General features: G+C 71.0%; 15 protein-coding genes and 1 riboswitch. Of the genes, 5 read left to right on the forward strand and 10 right to left on the reverse strand.

The window, feature by feature from the left end; genetic code table 11:
* Positions 1-80 precede the first annotated feature (80 nt).
* The 3 genes from ABJI51_RS33735 to cutA form a co-directional block, all read right to left on the reverse strand.
* Positions 81-545 carry a DUF6292 family protein gene (locus ABJI51_RS33735; protein ID WP_348955134.1) on the reverse strand — a complete coding sequence of 155 codons (465 nt, stop codon included), beginning with the start codon at positions 543-545 and terminating at the stop codon, positions 81-83.
* 66 nt (positions 546-611) lie between these two features.
* Positions 612-1,319, reverse strand: coding sequence for an RraA family protein (locus tag ABJI51_RS33740; protein WP_348955135.1), 708 nt, complete (start codon positions 1,317-1,319; stop codon positions 612-614).
* Between the two features lie 180 nt (positions 1,320-1,499).
* The gene (cutA, locus tag ABJI51_RS33745; RefSeq protein ID WP_348955136.1) at positions 1,500-1,829 is read right to left on the reverse strand and encodes a divalent-cation tolerance protein CutA; all 330 of its coding nucleotides are present in this window, start codon (positions 1,827-1,829) and stop codon (positions 1,500-1,502) included.
* 72 nt (positions 1,830-1,901) lie between these two features.
* On the opposite strand from cutA, the gene ABJI51_RS33750 reads away from it, so the two are divergent.
* Positions 1,902-3,302 (forward strand): PI-PLC domain-containing protein, encoded by a 1,401-nt coding sequence (locus tag ABJI51_RS33750; RefSeq protein WP_348955137.1) that lies wholly within the window; start codon positions 1,902-1,904, stop codon positions 3,300-3,302.
* Positions 3,303-3,354: 52 nt separating this feature from the next.
* On the forward strand, positions 3,355-4,491 hold the full coding sequence (locus ABJI51_RS33755) for an FAD-dependent monooxygenase (protein ID WP_348955138.1): 1,137 nt from the start codon (positions 3,355-3,357) through the stop codon (positions 4,489-4,491).
* Here ABJI51_RS33755 and metH read toward each other — a convergent pair.
* Entirely contained in the window at positions 4,473-8,102 is a 3,630-nt protein-coding gene (gene metH, locus ABJI51_RS33760) for a methionine synthase (RefSeq protein WP_348955140.1), read from the reverse strand. The two genes, ABJI51_RS33755 and metH, sit on opposite strands and share 19 nt — an antisense overlap.
* 14 nt (positions 8,103-8,116) lie before the next feature.
* Positions 8,117-8,195, reverse strand: a riboswitch (S-adenosyl-L-homocysteine riboswitch).
* Between the two features lie 272 nt (positions 8,196-8,467).
* Between metH and ABJI51_RS33765 the strand changes: the two genes are divergently transcribed.
* The gene (locus tag ABJI51_RS33765; protein ID WP_348955141.1) at positions 8,468-9,340 is read left to right on the forward strand and encodes a TIGR03619 family F420-dependent LLM class oxidoreductase; all 873 of its coding nucleotides are present in this window, start codon (positions 8,468-8,470) and stop codon (positions 9,338-9,340) included.
* Positions 9,341-9,673: 333 nt separating this feature from the next.
* On the opposite strand, the gene ABJI51_RS33770 is transcribed toward ABJI51_RS33765, so the two are convergent.
* Positions 9,674-11,059 (reverse strand): sugar porter family MFS transporter, encoded by a 1,386-nt coding sequence (locus tag ABJI51_RS33770; protein WP_348955142.1) that lies wholly within the window; start codon positions 11,057-11,059, stop codon positions 9,674-9,676.
* Between the two features lie 289 nt (positions 11,060-11,348).
* Here ABJI51_RS33770 and ABJI51_RS33775 point away from each other — a divergent pair, with 289 nt between their 5' ends.
* Complete coding sequence (locus ABJI51_RS33775; RefSeq protein WP_348955143.1) at positions 11,349-14,084, forward strand: cellulose binding domain-containing protein; 2,736 nt, start codon at positions 11,349-11,351, stop codon at positions 14,082-14,084.
* A 407-nt stretch (positions 14,085-14,491) separates the two neighbouring features.
* Here ABJI51_RS33775 and ABJI51_RS33780 read toward each other — a convergent pair whose 3' ends face one another.
* The 5 genes from ABJI51_RS33780 to ABJI51_RS33800 are packed head-to-tail and all read right to left on the reverse strand — an operon-like array spanning position 14,492 to position 19,358.
* On the reverse strand, positions 14,492-15,493 hold the full coding sequence (locus tag ABJI51_RS33780; protein WP_348955144.1) for a zinc-dependent alcohol dehydrogenase family protein: 1,002 nt from the start codon (positions 15,491-15,493) through the stop codon (positions 14,492-14,494).
* A gap of 27 nt (positions 15,494-15,520) precedes the next feature.
* Positions 15,521-16,222 carry an HAD family hydrolase gene (locus tag ABJI51_RS33785; RefSeq protein ID WP_348955145.1) on the reverse strand — a complete coding sequence of 234 codons (702 nt, stop codon included), beginning with the start codon at positions 16,220-16,222 and terminating at the stop codon, positions 15,521-15,523.
* Positions 16,219-17,031 (reverse strand): carboxymuconolactone decarboxylase family protein, encoded by an 813-nt coding sequence (locus ABJI51_RS33790; protein WP_348955146.1) that lies wholly within the window; start codon positions 17,029-17,031, stop codon positions 16,219-16,221. Before ABJI51_RS33790 ends, ABJI51_RS33785 begins: the two co-directional genes overlap by 4 nt.
* A 42-nt stretch (positions 17,032-17,073) precedes the next feature.
* On the reverse strand, positions 17,074-17,916 hold the full coding sequence (locus ABJI51_RS33795; RefSeq protein WP_348955147.1) for an AfsA-related hotdog domain-containing protein: 843 nt from the start codon (positions 17,914-17,916) through the stop codon (positions 17,074-17,076).
* On the reverse strand, positions 17,913-19,358 hold the full coding sequence (locus ABJI51_RS33800) for a hypothetical protein (protein ID WP_348955148.1): 1,446 nt from the start codon (positions 19,356-19,358) through the stop codon (positions 17,913-17,915). The genes ABJI51_RS33795 and ABJI51_RS33800 overlap by 4 nt, the downstream gene beginning before the upstream one ends.
* A gap of 538 nt (positions 19,359-19,896) precedes the next feature.
* On the opposite strand from ABJI51_RS33800, the gene ABJI51_RS33805 reads away from it, so the two are divergent.
* Complete coding sequence (locus ABJI51_RS33805; protein ID WP_348955149.1) at positions 19,897-21,048, forward strand: cellulose-binding domain-containing protein; 1,152 nt, start codon at positions 19,897-19,899, stop codon at positions 21,046-21,048.
* Positions 21,049-21,154 lie beyond the last annotated feature (106 nt).

The raw sequence follows: 21,154 nt of genomic DNA on the forward strand, positions 1-21,154 counted from the left end.
CGGACAGCCCATCCTAGGCGCTCGACGCGGCCTGCGTCCTGTGGTCACCAGGCCGGGGACCCGGCCGCAGCACCGCGCCGTCACCAGGCCGGGGAACTCGGCCGCAGCAATCCTTCAGGGCCCGTCACCGGCAGCCAGTCGACCAGTTCCTCGTGACGCCCGGCCCGGCGGAACACCGGTGGGCGCAGCGATCCCGCGGGCGGGCCTGCCGCGCGCAGCCGTTCGAGGAAGCGGGCCACCGCGCGGGGCGGGGGCAGGATCTCCGGGCCGCCGAGGTAGCCCAGCAGCTTGGCCGCGCCGCCGCCCGCGGGCTCGACGACTGCCGACCAGCCGTGGACCTCGTCCCAGATCAGGGCCAGGTCGTGGCCGGGCAGGTCCGGCAGGGTGCGGTCGAGCGCGACGTAGCCGGAGGTGGGCACGTCGAGGTCGAGCGAGCAGGACTCGAACCCGACACCGACGGCTCGGGCGACCCGGGCGAGGTAGGCACGCAGGCCACGGGCGAAGTGGTATTCGATGTCCCGGCCGAAGTCGATGAGGGTGTTCATGGTCCCGCCTCCCGCGACGCTGCGTGCCCGGGGATACCCGGTGCGGACGGCGATCACACTTCCGGGTTACTCCTCGATCGCGCCGCCGACGGCACGCAGATGCGCACGGAACGTCAATGCCGGATCGGCCTCGCGTGCCGTGAGGAACTCCCCGAACCGCAGCTGCTGCCGCAAGGTCTCGCCACCCCGGATCCGGTCGGCCTGCCGCCGTTCGGTGTCCCGGATGCGCTCGGCCAGGGTGAACAACTCGGCGGCACGGGCCAGCGGGACGAAGAGCACCCCGTCGTCGTCACCCAGCACCAGGTCCGACGGCCCGATCCGCCAGGTGCCGACGATCGCTTCGGCCAGCCCGCCGTCCACGCGCGGGCCGAGGGAGAGCGGGCCGGTCGGCAGCGAACCCAGGCTGAACACCGGCAGCCCGATCGCGCGGATGTCCGCGGTGTCGCGGTGCAGGCCCCAGATCACCACCCCGGCCAGCCCGGCGGCGCGGGCCTCCAGCACCACGAGATCGCCGACGCAGCTTTCGTCGAGACGGCCACCGTTGTCGACCACGAGCACACCGCCCGCCGGCGCATCCTCGAACGCTTCGAGGAAGACGTCGACGCTGCCGACGTGCCGCGCCGGCACGGCCGGACCGCAGAGACGGCTGCCTGGCACGACCGCGCGCGTCGCCGCCGGGGCGCAACGGACCGGAAGACCGGCGCGGATGCAGGCGTCGGCGAGGTGGGCGGTGGTCAGCGTCGCGAAGCGCTGCCTGAGACCTTCGAGCTCCATTCCCCGACCCTAGCCAGCCGAAAGGGACGTTCCTCTCGACCCGTGCAGTGAAAGGGACTTTCGTCGCGCCAGATGCCAGGAAAGCGCCGTTCAGCACGCGCCGGTCCGCGGGATCCAGGCCCAACGCACCGAAGGCCACCTTGGGTGCGCTCAACGCACCGAAGGCCACCTTGGGGCGCTTTACCCGGCCGGACGCGTTTCGGTGGTCAGCCAGGCCAGGTACTCGGCGCTGCCGCCGGTGACCGGGGTGGCGATCACCTCCGGCAGGTCGTAGGAGTGCAGCTCCTTCAGCCGCTCGACCAGCGCGGGGACCCGGTCCGCCGTCGTCTTGATCTCCACGCGCCACTCCTGGTCGGTCTGCACCGCCCCCTCCCAGCGGTAGACGCTGGTGATCGGGCCGACGACCTGGGCGCAGGCGCCGAGCCGGGCTTCCACCGCCTGCGCCGCCAGCTCGCGGGCCGCCGGTTCCGAGTCCGTCGTGGACGTCACGATCACGTGCTCAGCCGTCATGCCGCGAGATTACCGGCGGACGTTCACCGCGTTTTCGGGACAGCGCAACCAGCACCGGGCCAGGATGGGCGGATGCGTGCACTGACCGGCCTGGCCCTGACCGTGCTCACGGCTTCCGCCCTGCTGGCCCCGGGAACGGCCGGTGCCGCGAGCCCGCCGTTCACCGCGTCGGTGTTCCGGGCCACCCACAACAGCTACTCCGGCAACGTCGACGGTGCCAAGAACTCCCTGACCTACCAGCTGGACCACGGCGTCCGGTTCCTCGAACTCGACGTCCACGACAACGGCTACGCCACGTCCCACGACTACGCCGTCGGGCACGACTCGCCCGGCAACGCCGTCGACCACAGCGGCGGCAACCCCGCGTCGAACAACCTGCGTGACTGGCTGGCCGTGGTGAACACCTGGTCGGCGCAGCACCCGGCCGCCGCGCCGGTGGTGGTCATGCTGGACCTCAAGGACGACCTCACCGACAACCCCTCCGCCGCGGCCGGGAACCTCGCGGCGCTCAACCACGAGCTGGAATCGGTCTTCGGCAGCCGCCTGCTGCGGGCACAGGACTACCCGGCGGGACAGCCGACCGTGGACGCCCTGCGCGGGCGTGTGCTGCCGCTGCTTTCCGGCGACGGCAAGACCCGCGCGGAGTACAAGCGCGACGTCGGCTACCACCCGGCGGTCGCCCTCAACGGCCGCGGCCAGGTCGTCGAGGTGCACGACTCCGGGGCAGGCGCGCTCTGGTACTGGACCGGGACCTACGGCTCCGACGGGCGGGTCACCTGGCTGCGGCACGGGAAGTACGACACCGGCCGGACACCCGCCGTGGCGCTCAACGACAACGGCGACCTCGTCGAAGTCCACCAATCGCCGAGCGCGACCACGCTCTGGTACCACGTCGGCAAGCTCGGCGCGGACGGGGAGATCACCTGGCAGGCCTCCCATCAGTACGACAACGGCGTGCTGCCGACCGTCGCCTTCACCGACGCGACGCACCTGCGGGAAATCCACCAGAGCCAGAGCAGCAGCCAGAACTGGGACTGGGACGGCGTCCTCGCGGGCACGACGGTGTCGTGGACGGGCAACGCCAAGACCGCCGAGGCGCGGTTCCCCAAGGCCACCGCCACCAGCGGCAGCCGCCGCGTGAGCGTGTGGACCGGCGCGGACGGGCCGACCCCGGCCCAGACGCTGCGGGCCGACACCGATCAGGTCGACGGCGACCGCATCCGCTACCGGCAGGTCGCCTTCGACGAGTTCCAGAAGGGCGACAGCGCCGAACTCCAGCAGGGCGCGCTCTTCTACGGCGCCCCGGCGACGGAGTCGGCGTTCATCACCTCGGCCCGGCAGGCGGGCAGGCTGGTCCGCGGCTGGGACTTCGACTCGGCGAGCCAGGCCACCACTCCCCTGGCGAACTACCCGGCGACCAACCACCCGTACGACGCCTGGTACCAGACCCTGCTGACCGGGGCCGCCGAATAGCCGTCAGCGCTTCGCCAGGGACCGGTAAGCGGCACTGGCGAAGCTCGGCGGCATGGACATCCTGATCTCCGGGGCGAGCATCGCCGGTCCCGCCCTCGCCCACTGGCTCACCCGGTACGGCCACACGGTCACCGTCGTCGAACGGGCTCCCGCGGTGCGGCCCGGCGGGCAGGCCGTCGACTTCAAGGGCGCCACCCACCGGACGGTGCTCGACCGCATGGGCATCCTCGACGCCGTCCTCGCGCGGCAGACCGGCGGGCACGACCAGACGATCATCGATGCCGCCGGACGGCCCCGCGCGGTCATCCCCGGCGAGTTCACCGGCGGCGAGATCGAGATCCGGCGCGGCGACCTGGCGGAAATCCTGTACGCGCACACCGACTGCGAGTACCTCTTCGGCGACACCATCACGTCACTGACCGAGACCGCGAACGGCGTCGACGTCACCTTCGCCCATGCCGCGCCACGCCGGTTCGACCTCGTCGCCGGCGCCGACGGCATCCACTCGACCGTCCGGCGGCTGGCGTTCGGCCCGGAACGCGACCACGTCCAGTACCTCGGCTACCACTACGCCCTCGCCGAATTCGGAGACGGCTTCGGCGAGCCGGTGATGTACAACGAGCCGGGCCGGATGGTCGCGGTCGGCGGGCCGAAGGCGTCGGCGTTCTTCGTCTTCGCCTCTCCGGAACTCGGCTACGACCGCACCGACACCGAGCAGCAGCGGAAACTGCTGGCCGACGCCTACCTCGGCGCCGGCTGGCGGGTGCCCGACCTGATGGCGAAGCTGCCGGATTCCCGTGAGTTCTACTTCGACTCCCTCAGCCGCGTGACGATCGACCGTTACTCGGCCGGCCGGGTCGTGCTGCTCGGCGACGCCGCCTACGGCAACACCCTCGGCGGGTTCGGGACCGGCCTGGCCGTCGTCGGCGCCTACGTGCTCGCCGGGGAGCTCCTGGCAGCGGGCGGCGACCACCGGGTCGCCTTCGCCCGCTACGAGGACCAGCTGCGCGGCTACGCCAGGATCGCGCAGCGCGGCAGCGCCGGGCCGTTCCTGGCGCCGCCGTCGAAGCTGCGGATCCGGCTGCGGGACTGGACGTTCAGGTCCCGCTTCCTGCTCGGCCTGCTGCTCAAGGCGACCGACCGGTTCGCCACGGACATCGAGCTGACGGACTACGCGTCCGGGTCGTAGGCCAGGTTCGGCCGCAGCCACTGCTCGACCTCGCCGACCTCGACACCCTTGCGGCGGGCGTAGTCCTCGATCTGGTCGCGGCCGAGCCGTCCGACGGTGAAGTAGCGGGAGTCCGGGTGGGCGAAGATCAGCCCGGACACGCTCGCCGCCGGCGTCATCGCGAACGACTCGGTCAGGCCCATGCCCAGCTCGTCCGCCGCCAGCAGTTCGAACAGCTCGCGCTTCTGGCTGTGGTCGGGGCTGGCCGGGTAGCCGAGTGCCGGGCGGATGCCGCGGAACCGCTCCGCGTGCAGGTCCTCCAGCAGCGGCTGGGCGTCCGGCTCGAACCAGTCGCGGCGGGCCCGCAGGTGGATGTGCTCGGCGAACGCCTCGGCCAGCCGGTCGGCCAATGCCTTGACCATGATCGCGCGGTAGTCGTCGTGCTCGGCCTCGAACCGCGCGGCCAGCTCGTCGGCACCGTGGATGGTCACCGCGAAGCCGCCGAGGTGGTCGCCTGCCGGGGCGACGTAGTCGGCCAGGCAGCGGTTCGCGCGGTCCTCCGGCTTCGCCGTCTGCTGGCGCAGCATCGGGAACCGGACGTGCGCGAAGGCGTCTTCGAGCACGATGTCGTCGCCTTCGCTGTGCGCCGGCCAGAACGCGTACGCGCCCTTCGCGGTGAAGCTGCCGTCGGCGATGATCCGGTCGAGCAGCGCGTTCGCGTCGTCGAACAGCTCGCGCGCGACCGGCTGTTCCAGGATGGCCGGGTACTTGCCCTTGAGTTCCCAGGCCAGGAACAGGAACTGCCAGTCGACCATCTCGCGCAGCTCGGCAATCGACGGCTCGACGACGCGCAGGCCGGTGAACGACGGCGTGGGCAGGTCGTCGAACGACACCTTCTCCGGGTTCGCGCGGGCCTGCTCCAGGGTGAGCATCGGACGGCGCTGCTTGCTCGCGTGCTGCTCGCGCAGCACTTCCTGGTCGGCGCGGTTCTTCTCGGTCAGCGCGATCGAGCGGTCGGGGTCGAGCAGGTCGGACACCACGCCGACGACCCGGGACGCGTCCAGCACGTGGACGGTCGCGTTGTCGTAGGCGGGCGCGATCTTGACCGCGGTGTGCTGGCGGGACGTCGTCGCGCCGCCGATGAGCAGCGGCATCTTCAGGCCGCGCCGCTGCATCTCGGCGGCGACGGCGACCATCTCGTCCAGCGACGGCGTGATCAGCCCGGACAGCCCGACCGCGTCGGCGCCCTCGGTGACGGCGGTGTCGAGGATCTTGCCCGCCGGCACCATCACGCCGAGGTCGATGACCTCGTAGTTGTTGCAGCCCAGCACCACGCCGACGATGTTCTTGCCGATGTCGTGGACGTCGCCCTTCACCGTGGCCAGCACGATCTTGCCCTGGCCGCCGGTCGAGGCGAGCCTGCCCTCCTGACGTGCCTTCTCCTTCTCCGCCTCCATGAACGGCTCGAGGTAGGCGACGGACCGCTTCATCACGCGGGCGCTCTTGACCACCTGCGGCAGGAACATCTTGCCGGAGCCGAACAGGTCGCCGACGATCTTCATGCCGTCCATCAGCGGGCCCTCGATGACATCGAGGGGCCGCGCCATCTGCTGCCGCGCCTCTTCGGTGTCTTCCTCGATGTAGTCGACGATGCCGTGCACCAGCGCGTGGGACAGCCGCTCGCCGACGGTGCCTTCGCGCCAGGACAGGTCGACGACGCGCTTGGTGCCGCTGCCCTTGACGTTCTCGGCGAAGCTCACCAGCCGGTCGGTGGCGTCCTCGCGGCGGTCGAACAGGACATCCTCGACCAGTTCCAGCAGGTCCTTCGGGATTTCCTCGTAGACCGCGAGCTGGCCGGCGTTGACGATGCCCATGTCGAGCCCGGCCTTGACGGCGTGGAACAGGAACGCCGAGTGCATGGCCTCGCGCACGACGTCGTTGCCGCGGAAGGAGAACGACAGGTTCGAGATGCCGCCGCTGGTCCGGGCGCCGGGACAGCGCTGCTTGATCCGGGGCAGCGCGTCGATGAACGCCTTGGCGTAGCCGTTGTGCTCGGCGATGCCGGTGGCCACGGCCAGGACGTTCGGGTCGAAGATGATGTCCTCGCCCGCGAAGCCCGCCTTCTGCGTCAGCAGGTCGTAGGCGCGGCCGCAGATCTCCACCTTGCGGTCGGCGGTGTCGGCCTGGCCCTGCTCGTCGAAGGCCATCACCACGACACCGGCGCCGTAGTTGCGGATGGCGCGGGCCTGGGCGAGGAACGGCTCCTCGCCCTCCTTGAGGCTGATCGAGTTGACCACCCCCTTGCCCTGCACGCAGCGCAGGCCCGCTTCGAGCACGCTCCACTTGGAGCTGTCGATCATCACCGGGATCCGGGCCACCTCGGGCTCGGTGGCGATGAGGTTGAGGAAGGTCGTCATCGCCTGCTCGGAGTCGAGCAGGTCGGCGTCCATGTTGACGTCGAGCAGGTTGGCCCCGCCGCGGACCTGCTCCAGCGCGACGTCCACGGCCGCCTGGTGGTCGCCGGACTCGATGAGCCGCCGGAACCGCTTGGACCCGGTGACGTTCGTGCGCTCGCCGATCATGACGAACCCGGTGTCGGCGCCGATGCTGAACGGCTCCAGCCCGCTGAACCGGGTGTGCGGGCGCGGGGCGGGTACCTCGCGTGCCGCGGCACTCTTCGCCGCCGCGGCGATCGCGGCGATGTGCGCCGGGGTCGTGCCGCAGCAGCCGCCGACCAGGTTGACCAGGCCGTCGCGGGCGAAGCCGCCGATCAGCCCGGCGGTCTCCTCGGGCGTCTGGTCGTAGCCGCCGAAGGCGTTCGGGAGCCCGGCGTTCGGGTGGCACGCGACGTAGGTGTCGGCGATCCGCGCCAGCTCCTCGACATGCGGGCGCATCTCCTCGGCACCCAGCGAGCAGTTCACGCCGACGACCAGCGGTTTCGCGTGCTCGATCGAGCTCCAGAACGCCTCGACGGTCTGCCCGGACAGGGTCCGCCCGCTCAGGTCGACGATGGTGACCGAGATCCACAGCGGCAGGTGCGGGGCGACCTCGCGTGCCGCGGCGATGGCGGCCTTGCAGTTCAGCGTGTCGAAGATCGTCTCGACCAGCAGCAGGTCGACGCCGCCTTCGGCGAGCCCGGCGATCTGCTCGGCGTAGGCCGCCTTGACCTGGTCGAACGTGACGGCCCGGTAGGCCGGGTCCTCGACCTTGGGCGACAGGCTGAGCGTGACGTTCAGCGGGCCGATCGAGCCCGCGACGAACTTCCCGCCCGCCTCGTCGGCCGCCTGCCGGGCCAGCTGCGCGCCGCGGACGTTCATCTCGTGGACGTACGCCTGCAGGCCGTAGTCGGCCTGGCCGATGCTGGTGGCGGTGAAGGTGTTGGTCGTGGTGATGTCCGCGCCCGCGGCCAGGTACTGGCGGTGGACGTCGAGGATGAGGTCCGGGCGGGTGAGATTGAGCAGGTCGGGGTCGCCGGTGACGTCGTGGGTGTGCTCGCCGAACCGGTCGCCGCGGTAGTCGGCCGGGGTGAGCCCGGCACCCTGCAGCATGGTGCCCCAGGCACCGTCCAGCACCGCCACCCGCTGGTCGAGCAGCTCGCGCAGGCGCGCTTCGGAATGGTGTGGGGTGTTCACCGGCAGCCTCCCTCGTCCGGGAGGCGCCCTTGGTTGGTCATTCCCGGCCGAGCGTGGCGGACCCGGTGGTCCGTTGCAGCGCCTCTCGACCCGTGGTCCACGGTATCGGAAACGGGTCCGCGAACGCCATCCCGCCCCGTCCGGACGTCCACACTGTGGGACACGCTCGTCTGTCCACAATGGAGCACCAGGTTCCTCCCGCCCCCGTTCCCGCTCCGGACTTTCCGGCGCCTATCTGGATACCGGACCCGCGTCCAGCACTGCTCGATCGCCGATCGAACAGCAACCCAGTGTAGCCAGCCCAGCACTGCCCGGGGTCACCGGGCTCCCTTGAAAACTGAAACGCGTTCTAATACGCTCCCGTCGTGGACTACGGAATCGTGCTGTTCACCAGCGACCGCGGGATCTCACCCGCCGCCGCGGCCCGCGCGGCCGAGGCGGCGGGGTTCGCGACCTTCTATGTCCCCGAACACACGCACATCCCGGTCAAGCGCGAGTCGCCGCATCCGCGCACGGGCGACGCGTCACTGCCCGACGACCGCTACAGCCGCACGCTCGACCCGTGGGTCGCCCTGGCGACGGCGGCCGCGGTGACGTCCCGGATCCGGCTGTCCACGGCGGTCGCCCTGCCGGTGGAGAGCGACCCGATCACCCTCGCGAAGACGATCGCGAGCCTGGACCACCTTTCCGGCGGGCGCGTCACGCTCGGCGCGGGCTTCGGCTGGAACGTCGACGAGCTGACCGACCACGGCGTGCCGGGGAACCGCCGCCGGACCGTGCTGCGCGAGTACCTCGAAGCAATGCGTGCACTGTGGACGGAGGAGGAAGCCGCCTACGACGGCGAATTCGTCTCGTTCGGCCCGAGCTGGGCGTGGCCCAAGCCGGCGCAGCGGCACATCCCGGTCCTGCTCGGCGCGGGGCCGACCGAGAAGACGTTCCGCTGGATCGCCCGCCACGCCGACGGCTGGATCACCACCCCGGCCGACACCGACCTGGACGGCAACGTGGCGCGGCTGCACGGAATCTGGCGCGAGGAAGGCCGCGAAGGACGGCCGCTGATCTGCGCGCTCGGGGAACGGCCGGACCCGCAGCGCCTGGCACACCTGGATTCCCTCGGCGTCACCGAGACGATCTTCGGCCTCCCCGACCGCGCACCCGACGAAGTCGAAGCCTGGATCAGCCGCCTCGCCGCCAAGCTGAGCCTCGACGAGACGGCCGTCCACCGCGTCAGCTCCTGACGCGCACCCCCTGCCGGACCCGCAGCGCCTGGGACACCTGGACTCCCCCGGCATCACCGAGACAACCTTCGGCCTCCCCGACCGCACACCCGACGAGATCGAAGCCTGGATCAGCCGCCTCGCCGCCAAGCTGAGCCTCGGCGAGACGGCCGTCCACCGCGTCAGCCCCTGACGCGCACCCCCTGCCGCGCCCGCAGCGCCTGGCACACCCGGACTCCCCCGGCATCACCGAGACGATCTTCGGCCTCCCCGACCGCACACCCGACGAAGTCGAACCCTGGATCGGCCGCCTCGCCGTCAAACTGGGCCTCGGCGAGGCGGCCGTCCACCGCGTCAGCCCCTGACGCGCACCCCCTGCCGCGCCCGCAGGTCCAGCTCGATCTGCTCCAGGGTGCGGCCCTTGGTCTCCGGCACCAGCCACTTGGTGAGCACGAACAGCACGACGTTGATGCCGGCGAACAGGAACATCGAGCCGCCGATGCCGAGCGACTTCGGGTCGGAGATGATCGGGAACACCGCGCTCACGACGCCGGTCGCGGCCCACAGGACCACGCTGCTGACGCCCATGCCCGCCGCGCGGACCTTGAGCGGGAAGACCTCGGACATCATGACCCAGACGACCGCGCCCCAGCCGAGCTCGTAGCCCACCAGGTAGAGCACCATCATGACGAGCATGAGGATGCCGCGCAGGCCGGTGTCGTGGACGTTGAGCACGATGATCCCCGCCGCGGCGAGGGTCAGCACCATGATGACGTTGCCGATGAGCAGCAACGGCTTGCGGCCCCAGCGGTCCACGACGAACACGACCCAGGCGGTGAACAGGAACTTCGTCACGCCCAGCAGCACACCGGACAGCAGCGCGGCCTGCGTGGCGAAGCCGAGGCCGATGAGCATCGTCGGGAAGTAGGCGTTGATCGCGTTGACCCCGCTGAACTGCTGGCCGATCGCGAGCAGCACGGCGACGAACAGCATCGGCCGCACCCAGCCGGCGAACAGGTCGCGGAACCGCGGTTTCTGCTCGGTGTCCATCCGGATGACCTCGCGGATGGTGGAGATCTCCTCGTCGAGGTTCACGGTGTTGCCGTGCGCGCTGGCCAGAACGCGCCGCGCTTCCTCCTCGCGGCCGTTCTTGACCAGCCAGCGCGGGGTTTCGGGCAGGAACGCCAGGCCGAGGAGCAGGACCGCCGCCGGCAGGATGGCGCCGGCGAACATCCAGCGCCACGCCGAAAGCGGGCCGAGCCAGTAGCTCACCAGGAACGCGATGAGGATGCCGGTGACGATGAAGATCTGGTTCAGCGCGCCCATCGCGCCGCGCAGCCGCGCCGGCGCCAGTTCCGACAGGTACGTCGGCACGGTCGAGGAGGAAAGGCCGATGCCGAGCCCGATCACCAGCCGCGAAACCACCAGCAACGCGAACGTCGGCGAGAAGCAGGCGGCGAGGGTGCCCACGATGACGATCGCGGCGGCGACCATGATCGTGCGGCGGCGGCCGAGTACTTCGTTGGTACGGCTGGAGAACAGCGCGCCGACAATGGCACCGACCGAAAGACTCGCGGTGATGACGCCCTTGTCCCAGCTGGTCAGCGCCCACAGTTTCCCGATGAACGGGAGCACCCCGGAAATGACGCCGAGGTCGTAGCCGAAGAGAATGCCGCCGAGCGCACCGAAGAAGTACAGGGTGGTCCGGCCGATGTGCCGCGCCGGGGCTGTCTGTGTCATGGCCGGGTCGCCTCTTCCATAGGTCCAGTCCAGCGGCACCACAGTCACACGACGCCCCGGCACCGGCAAGGGAGCATTCGATAACAATTCAGAAACCTGATCGTCGTTCACATATGTGACGCGGCAATCGGCACACAATGGACCGCCGCCCCGACCCGGTGTCCTTTGTGGACAAGTGGGTTCCCGCCGAAATCGTCGAACGCGTTTCCGCAGCTGGCGGAGCTTTACAACGCCGGAAGGGCTGGTTTACCTTCCTCTCTGGAAGCGCTCCCAGAAAGTGGAGGCAGACGTGCACACCGCCGTGCCCAGCACCCGTTCCCGGTCGCCGAAAAGACTTCTCGCGACCCTCCTCGCCCTTGTCCTGCCCGTCGCCGTGGCGGTCACCGTCACCGCGCCCGAGTCGCCCGCCGCACCCGCGCCCTACACCTGGCGCAATGCCCAGATCGGCGGCGGCGGATTCGTCCCCGGCATCATCTTCAACCAGGCCGAACGCGGCCTCGTCTACGCCCGCACCGACATCGGTGGCGCCTACCGGTGGGACTCCGGGCACTGGGTGCCGCTGCTGGACTCCGTCGGCTGGACCGACTGGGGCCACAACGGTGTCGTCAGCCTCGCCACCGACGCGGTCGACCCGAACCGCGTCTACGTCGCCGCCGGGATGTACACCAACAGCTGGGATCCCGGCAGCGGCGCCGTCCTGCGCTCGGCCGACCGCGGGGCCACCTGGCAGGCCGCGCCGCTGCCGTTCAAGCTCGGCGGCAACATGCCCGGCCGCGGCATGGGCGAACGGCTCGCCATCGACCCGAACCGCAACAGCATCCTCTACCTCGGCGCGCCCAGCGGGAACGGCCTGTGGCGCAGCACCGACTCCGGCGTCACGTGGGCGAAGGTGACCAGCTTCCCCAACCCCGGCAACTACGCGCCCGACCCGTCGGACACCACGGGCTACTCCAGCGACATCGAAGGCGTCACCTGGGTGACGTTCGACCCGTCGACCGGCACCCGCGGCAGCACCACGCAGACGATCTACGTCGGTGTGGCCGACAAGCAGAACACCGTCTACCGCAGCACCGACGGCGGCACGACGTGGGCACGCCTGGCCGGCCAGCCCACCGGGTTCCTGGCGCACAAGGGCGTCCTCGACGCGACCGGCGGCTACCTCTACCTGGCCACCAGCGACACCGGCGGCCCCTACGACGGCGGGAAGGGCGACGTCTGGAAGTACGCCACCAAGACCGGCACCTGGACGCGGATCAGCCCGATTCCCTCCGACAGCAGCGACAACCACTTCGGCTACAGCGGGCTGACGATCGACCGGCAGCACCCGAACACGCTCATGGTGGCCACGCAGGTGTCGTGGTGGCCGGACGTGATCTTCTTCCGCAGCACCGACGGCGGCGCCACCTGGTCGCGGATCTGGGACTTCACCAGCTACCCGGACCGGTCGCTGCGCTACACGCAGGACATCTCCTCGGTGCCGTGGCTGACGTTCGGCACGCAGCCCGCTCCCCCGGTGCCGTCGCCGAAGCTGGGCTGGATGACCGAGTCGGTCGAGATCGACCCGTTCGACTCCGACCACCTGCTCTACGGCACCGGCGCGACGATCTACGGCACCTCCGACCTCACGAAGTGGGACAGCGGCGGGAAGATCACGCTCAAGCCGGTGGTCGCCGGCCTCGAAGAAACCGCGGTGCTGGACCTGATCAGCCCGCCGTCGGGCGCTCCCCTGCTGTCGGGCCTCGGCGACATCGGCGGGTTCCGGCACGACAGCCTCGACGCGATCCCGGCCATGATGTACACGCAGCCGGTGTTCACCACGACCACCAGCCTGGACTACGCCGAGCTGAACCCGGCGACGATCGTGCGGGCGGGCACGCTGGACCGCTCGGCCCGCCCGAACGACAACCGGATCGCCTTCTCCACCGACGGCGGGAAGAACTGGTTCCAGGGCGCGGAACCGGCAGGCGGCGCGAGCGGCGGCACGGTGGCCGCGTCCGCCGACGGCAGCCGGTTCGTCTGGAGCCCGGACGGCACGCCGGTGAACTACTCGGTGGGCTTCGGCTCGTCGTGGACGGCGTCCACCGGCATCCCGGTCGGCGCGGTCGTCGAGGCCGACCGTGTGGACCCGAAGCGGTTCTACGGGTTTGCCGCGGGCAAGTTCTACGTCAGCACCGACGGCGGCGCGAGCTTCACCGCGACCGCGGCCACCGGGCTGCCCACCGGCTCGGCGCACTTCAAGGCGATGCCGGGCGTGGCCGGGGACATCTGGCTCGCGGGTGGCTCCGGCGCGACGTACGGCCTGTGGCACTCCACCGACTCCGGAGCGTCCTTCACGAAGCTGGCCGGGGTCACCGAGGCCGACAACATCGGCTTCGGCAAGGCCGCCACCGGCCGGACGTATGCGACGTTGTACACGATCGCGAAGATCGGCGGGGTGCGCGGGATCTTCCGGTCGGACGACGCGGGGGCGTCGTGGACGCGGATCAACGACGACCAGCACCAGTACGGCAACATCGGGGCGGCGCTGACCGGTGATCCGCGGGTGTACGGCCGGGTGTACGTGGGCACGAACGGGCGCGGGGTGATCGTGGGCGACTCCGGCAGCGAGCCGCCGCCTCCGACGTCGACCACCACCACTCCGCCGACGACGACCACCACCACGTCCTCGACACCGCCGACGACCACCACCACTCCGGTGCCCACGGGGTCCTGCACGGCGTCGTACACGATCACCAACCAGTGGCAGGGCGGGTTCCAGGCCGGGGTGAAGATCGGGAACACCGGGACGGCCGCGGTGACCGGGTGGACGGTGGCGTGGACGTTCGCCAACGGCCAGAAGGTGACCCAGGCGTGGAACGCCCAGGTGACCCAGACGGGCGCGACGGTCTCGGCGGTGGACGCGGGCTGGAACAAGTCCATTCCCGCGGGTGGCAGCGTGGACTTCGGGTTCACCGGCAGTGCCGGGACGGCGAACGACAAGCCGGTCTCGATCAGCCTGAACGGCCGGTCCTGCACGACGTCCTGACCGGGGTCTGCCGCGGCTGCTCGTGAGTGCGTAACAGTGTTCTAACCCTGTTACGCACTCACGACCGGGTCGGCGGGGCGAGGAGGGTCCGCCCGGGGGATGGCCGGGCGGGCGCTCCCTCGGCGGCCTTCACGCACCACAGGCGAACAGGCGGGAAGGGGGTTTCAACCCACCCCCAGGCGGTTGAAACCCCCTCCCCGCGCCCCCAGTCAGGACCGCCGGTTCGAGCAGCCGCAGCCTGCTCGGGCGGCGTCCTGTACCTCTCACTCTTCCTGGTGCGGTCGGCAGCCGCCATTCCTGCCGGAAGAGGACTTTTTCTGCTCCATTGAGCCCCGCCGACCTGCGGAAACCTCTCCGCGAAGTGCGGAAAATACCCAGCGGGACGAGCAAAAGTTACCCGGGCGGCTTCAGGCGCCCTCGAGCACGACCTTGCCGACGTGCGTTCCGGACTCCAGGTGCTTCAGCGCCTCGCTGACCTCGTCGAAGGCGAACCGCCGGTCGATCACCGGCTTGAGGCCGGTGCGCTCGATCGCCCGGTTCATGGCCTGGAACGTTTCGCGGGAGGCGTTGGTGAGGCCGCGCAGGGTCAGCTGCTTGACGAGCACCAGGATCGGGTCGGCCGCGCCCTCGTGGGTGAGGACGCCCGCGACGCTGATGTGGCCACCGTACCGGACGGCCAGCATCGACTGGCCGATCGTGCCGCCGCCGCCCACGTCGACGACGTGGTCGACGCCGCCGCCGGTCCGCTCGGCCACCGCCACGCCCCACTCCGGGATCGTCTCGTGGTTGAGCGTCTCGGCCGCGCCGAGGGCACGCAGCCGCTCGAGCTTCTCGTCGGAGCTGGACGTCGCGACGACGTGGGCGCCGCCGAGGGCCGCGAACTGCAGCGCGAACGTCGACAGGCCGCCGCTGCCGAGGGTCAGCACGCGCTGGCCGGGCACCAGCCCGCCTTCCTCGACGACCGCCCGCCAGGCCGTCACGCCCGCGCTGGGCAGCGTTGCCGCTTCGGCGTAGTCGAGGTGCGAGGGCACCGCGACCAGCGCGTGCTCGGGGAAGACGGCGTACTCCGCGAGCACGCCGTCGAGCGTGCCGCCCAGGTCGTCCGCCGTCTTCTCCGGCGTGCCGGGACCGGACTGCCAGTCCGGGAAGTACGTCGCCGCGACCCGGTCGCCCGCCGACCAGTCCCGCACGCCCTCGCCGACCGCGACGACCTCGCCCGCGCCGTCGGACAGCGGGATCACGTCCGGCTTCACCGGCTTCGGGTAGAACCCCTTGAGGATCATGATGTCGCGGGCGTTGAGCGCCCACCCGCGCATCCGGACCAGCACCTGCCCGGGGCCGGGCTCGGGGACGTCGCGTTCGCCCGGAACGAGCCCGGCACCGGGACGGGGCAGGGAAAAGTACTTCACATCGGCTCCCAGGGAGAAGGAAGTTCCTCAACCCCGCCAGTGTGTCGAAGTCGCCAGCTCTCCGTCGACGGTCCGCAGCAGTTCCGGGGTCAGTTCGGCGAGCGACGAGGCCAGGTGCCGCACGCCGGAGGCCGCCATGAACTCCCGCTGCCGCGCATGGGCCGGGCTGGACGGGAACCCGATGAACCCGGCGCCGTGCGCGCGGGCGTCGTCGGCCACCCGGCTCACGTCGTCGACGAACACGATCTCGTCGAAGCCGAGGCCGAGCACGGTCCGGGTGATGTGGTCGACGCCCGGCCGGTGCTCGTTGATGCTGACGTAGGGCACGTCCGGGTCGAGCAGGTCCACGAAGTCGCCGAGGTAGTGGTCGAACGTGTGCTCCCGGGTCCGGCCGCCGTAGCAGACCAGGCGCACCGGCAGTTTCGCCAGTGCCTCCAGGCATTCCCGCGCCCCGTCGGCGACGCGGATGGGGTGCTCGGCCAGGTACTCCTGCCGCGCGGCCCACAGCTGCTTGAGTGTCTCCTCCGGCGGCTGGTCCAGCCCGCAGAGCCGGGTGATCTTCTCGGCCACGACGATGTCGCGCAGCCCGATCACGTCCCGCTCGGCCGCGGCGTCGTACACCCCGCCGTGCTCGGTGACGAAGCGGGCGATCATGGCCAGGTAGGTGTCGTCGATGAGCACGCCGTCGCAGTCGAGCGCGACCGCGCGCAGCTTCCGGAACCCGCTCACCGCTGGGCGAACACTTCGCGCGCGGCCGCGATCGCGTTGAGCGCGGCGGGGAATCCGCAGTAGAACGCCAGGTGCAGGATGGTCTCGACCACTTCCTGCTGCGTGCCGCCGACGTTGAGCAGCCCGTGGACGTGCACCTTCAGCTGCGGCACGGCGGTGCCGAGCGCGACGCAGGCGGCGATCGTGACGAGTTCGCGGTGCCGCAGGCTCAGGTGCGGCCTGCTGTAGATCTCGCCGAAGGTGAAGTCGATGATGTAGTCGGCCAGGTCGGGCGCGATGTCCGCCAGGGCCGCGGCGACCTTCTCCCCCGCCTCGCCGTCGACGGCCTTCATCGCGGCCAGCCCGCGCTCGCGGCGGTCCTCGATGTCCGCCCAGGGCACGTCGGCGGTCTCGGCCGGCGCCTGCTCCTCCTCCGGCAGGCCCTCGAACGCCTGCTTGAGCGCCGTCAGCGCGTTGAGCGTGGCCGGGAACCCGGCGAACGAGCTGATCTGGATGACCGCCTCGACCAGCTGGCGGCGGGTGCAGCCGACGTTGAGCGCGGCCTTGGCGTGGAACTGCAGCTGGGAACCCGCGTAGCCGAGCGCGGCCAGCGCCGCGACCGTCACCAGCTGCCGGTCCGGCAGCTCCAGGCCCGGCCGGTGGTAGACGTCGCCGTAGATGAACCCGACGCACTGCTCGCCGAACTCGGTCTCCCCGATGCTCTCGAACAGGTCCAGCACGGCGGGCCGGTCCGCGCCGCCGAGCTGCTGGATGAGTTTCAGGCCCTGGCCGAAGGAGGCGGAACGGTCCTGCTGCTGCAGGTCGGACATCGTGGTGTGGTTTCCCTTCCGGAGTCGTGGTGCCGCCGCGGCTCAGCCGAGGTAGGCGCGGGTGGCCTGGTCGGCCTTGCGGCGTTCGAGGGTGTCGATGCGGCCCTGCGCGATCATCGAGTACTCGATGACGGCGGTGGCGACGGTGCGGTCCTGCTGCCGCACCGCCGTGGTGGCACGGAACTTCAGGTTGGTCGGCCTGTCGACGTCGGATTCGGCGATCACCGACTCCACCGTGGCGGGCAACGGGAACAGGAAGTCCTCGAAGGACATGTCGATCCGCTTCCACACCCCGGCGTACGCGGCGGGCGGCAGGCCGGGGCGGATCGCGGTCTCGAACTGCGCGATGCAGATCTGCCGCATCGCCTCGATGATCACGATGCCCTGCACGTGCTCGCCGGTGTGGTGGTCGAGGACGAGCTCGTTGTCGCGGTGGATGCGCAGCTCGGCCCGGCAGAGCTCGGGCGATGGGCTGTGCACGCCGGCCAGCAGGACGTTCTCCGGCCGGTCCTTGTGGACGGTTTCCGGCCCGGCGAGCGGCCGCCGGAACGCCTCCGGGTCGGCCAGGCGCACCGTCTCGCCGGACTTCTCGCAGGCGGTTTCGAGCAGGTCGCCGTCGGCCGGGTCGATGCCCTGGCCGAGGTGGACGACCCAGTGGCAGCCGGGCGCGTCCGGGCCGCCGGTGGCGAGCAGGGCCAGCAGGCCCGACAGCGTGAACACGCGGTCGCCGCGGGCGAACCGCGCGAAGCGGTCGGCGACCACGACCACGTCGCGCTGGGTGTGCCCGGCCAGTGCCCAGGCCTCCTCGTGCCGGCTGTCGTCTCTGTTGTCTCTGTCGTCGGGTGCCGTGGGCGGTGTCTCCGCGCGGATTCTCTCGCCCGTCACGGCCGCGCCGCAGCGTGGGCGTCCAGGACGGCCTCGGCGAGGTCGCGCGCCACCGGCGCCGAGCGCCAGCGCGGGCCTGCCAGCTCGCCTGCCAGCACCTTGAGCATGGCGCGCACCATGTCCGGCTGCCTGCGGACGTCGGTGGCCAGCACCGGCTCCACCTGCGCGGCGGCGCCTTCGAGGTCGTCGAGCCGCAGGTGCGCGCGGCTGGTGTCGATCCGGATCATCGGGTCCATGGCTTCCCAGCGGTTCTCGAGTGAAAGCTGTTCGTAGGCTTCGCGGGCGGTGCGGAACTCGCGCAGCGCTGCGCAGGCCTGCCCCACCGACAGCAGCGAGGTGCCTGCCATGTAGTGGCGCCGGTCCTTGGTGATGTTGAAGAACCGGTCCTCGCCGCCCGCGCCGAGATCCGGGTCCTCGATGGTCGTCCAGCGTGCGATCGCGTCCAGCACCTGGCGTTCGGCCTGCACCGACGACCAGCCGCGTGCCTCGGCGAGGATCAGCGGCGCGTCCGTCAGCCGCCCGCCGACGTGGTAGCGGAGGCCGTCGGCGGCCAGTTTCGCCGACTCCACGCCGTTGCCCGACCAGAACGCCACCCGCGCCTGCGAGGTGCGCACCCAGCGCCGGGCGAGGAAGTCGTCGGCGTACTGGGTGTACAGCCAGGCCGCGGAGTTGAGCTCGCGCGAAAGCCGGTACCGCCCGAGGTCGCCGGCGATCCAGGCCATCATCGCGCTCGACTTCGCCCCGATCAGCAGCAGTTCCTGGGTCTGCTTCGGCCGCTGCCTGCCCTTGAGCAGCGAGGCGGTGCGTTCCTCGATGACGGCGAGCTGGCCGAGGATCGAGTCGGGCGCGGTCCGGGTGTAGGCACCACCCAGGAAGTCCAGGTCCGCCCACAGATCGTCGATCTGGACGTCGTCGACGTTGGTCTTGGTCAGCAGGATCGCGTCGTCGAGGGCGCCTGCCCCGATTTCCTCCTCCGGCCGGGTTTCGGCGCGGGCCAGGGTGCGCGCGGGCGGCGACGGCGCCGGGGGCGGCACCGGTTCGGTGTCGCCGTGGTACTCGGCGAGGTCCTTGGCCGGCAGCTGCTCGAGGTCGCGCAGGCCCAGCAGGCACTTCCAGCTGGTGCCGTACACCTGCGCCAGCACCCGCAGGGCGGCGACCGTGGGCCGGACTCCGCGGTCGGGCCACTGCTCGTACTCCCAGATCCGCGTGCCGCGCATGCCCGCGCGGGGGTCGCCGGTGACGGCGTTGTACTGGTGGGCCGCGACATCGAGCGACAGCTCCGACGCCAGCCGCCACGCGGTGCGCGGGGGAACCCGGCATTCGACGATCAGGTTCTCCGCCACCTTCGAGGGAATCACCTCTTCGGGGAACCCCAGCGCGGCCAGCCGGTCGCGCAGCTGTGCACGGTACGGCTTACTGCCTGGCTTGACCTGTCGACTCATCGTTCATCCAACGATTTCCGGCGTACGGGTGCACAAGAACGACACTACCGCAGCAGCGGGGGCCGTGAAGCCGGTTCGGATCTTGCTTTTTCGCCGAAATGTTGAAATTGCAACCAGGATTCCGCCGTCCGGCCCCGCCGGACGTGCGGGCGGTCATGAGAGCGCTCCCAATCGTTCAAGAAAACTCCTCCGGCACCCGCCCACGGCGATCTTGGGCCGGATCCGCAAAATCCACTCCAACGGCCGCATCCGGCCACCCTCGCCGGTCGCGCTCCGCAACCACGGGATTTCAGGCCCTGCAAGGGATTCGGCCGTTCAGGAGCGTTCAGTGCCCGTCGGCGACCCACCGGCGATGGAAAACGAACCACCCGATCGGCCCAGGACCGGGTCACGCTTTACAAGGGTGTCATGCGGGGGTTACCTTCACCGCGGCTGGAAGCGCTCCCATGCCAGGTCGCCTCGTCAGACGCGGCCAACCACCCAGGGGCGCCGTGGTGCAAGCCACGGCGCCCCTGTCTTTGTCCCTGGGAGGAACCCGATGCACAGGCTCGCCGGCGCGCTCGCCGGGCTCTGCCTCGCCGCGGCCGCCACCACCGCCGTCGTCGCCGCCGGTCCCGCCACCGCGGCACCGGCCTGCTCGGTCGCCTACCGCGTCAACCAGTGGCAGACCGGGTACACCGCCGACATCACCCTGACCAACGGCGCGACCCCGCTGACGTCGTGGACGCTCGCCTGGCACTACGGCGGGAACCAGACCGTCACCTCCGCCTGGAACGCCACGGTCCGGCAGTCCGGGACCGCGGTCACCGCGGAGAGCCTGCCCTACAACGGGACGCTGCCCGCGGGCGGGTCGGTCTCGTTCGGCCTCCAGGGCACCTACAGCGGCACCAACGCCGAACCCACGGACTTCACGCTCAACGGCGTCTCCTGCGGCGACCCCGCGCCGCCCACCTCGGCCACACCGACGACGCCGATCACCCAGCCCACCACGACGACGTCCGGGCCACCGCCCGCCGGCTGCGCGAACGCGGCGATCTGCGACGACTTCGAGCAGCAGACCGGCAGCACGCCGGGCGGCCGCTGGACGGTCGGGGCGGCGAACTGCACCGGCACCGGCACGGTCGCCGTCGACGGCACGGTCGCGCACTCCGGCTCCCGCTCGGTCAAGGTCGCCGGCGGCGGCGGTTACTGCAACCACGCGTTCTTCGGCACGAGCGTCTCCGGCTCCGGCGTGCTGTACGGCCGGTTCTGGGTCCGGCACACGACGCCGCTGCCCGCCGGGCACGTGACGTTCCTGGCGATGCGCGACAGCACCGACGGCCGCGACCTGCGGGCCGGCGGGCAGAACCGCGCACTGCAGTGGAACCGCGAGTCCGACGACGCGACCCTGCCCGCGCAGAGCCCGGCCGGGGTCGCCCAGAGCGTCCCGCTGCCGACCGGAACGTGGTCCTGCTTCGAGTTCCAGCTCGACGGCGCCGGCGGCAAGCTGCGGACGTGGCTCGGCTCGGCCGAGGTGCCCGGGCTGGTCGTCGACGGCGTCCCGACCCCCGACATCGACCAGCAGTGGCTCGCCCGCGCCTGGCACCCGTCGGTGACCGACCTCCGCCTGGGCTGGGAGAGCTACGGCGGCGACGCCGACACGCTGTGGTTCGACGACGTGGCGGTGGGCACCTCCCGGATCGGCTGCTGAGCCGGGCGCTGGGCGGTCTGCCGCGGCTTGTCGTGAGTGCGTAACAGTGTTCTAACACTGTTACGCACTCACGACCCCCGCCCCGCCGCAGGTACCCCGCCCCCGC

Origin of the sequence: Amycolatopsis melonis (assembly GCF_040064235.1) — a bacterium.
In the GTDB taxonomy this organism is placed as follows: domain Bacteria; phylum Actinomycetota; class Actinomycetes; order Mycobacteriales; family Pseudonocardiaceae; genus Amycolatopsis; species Amycolatopsis melonis.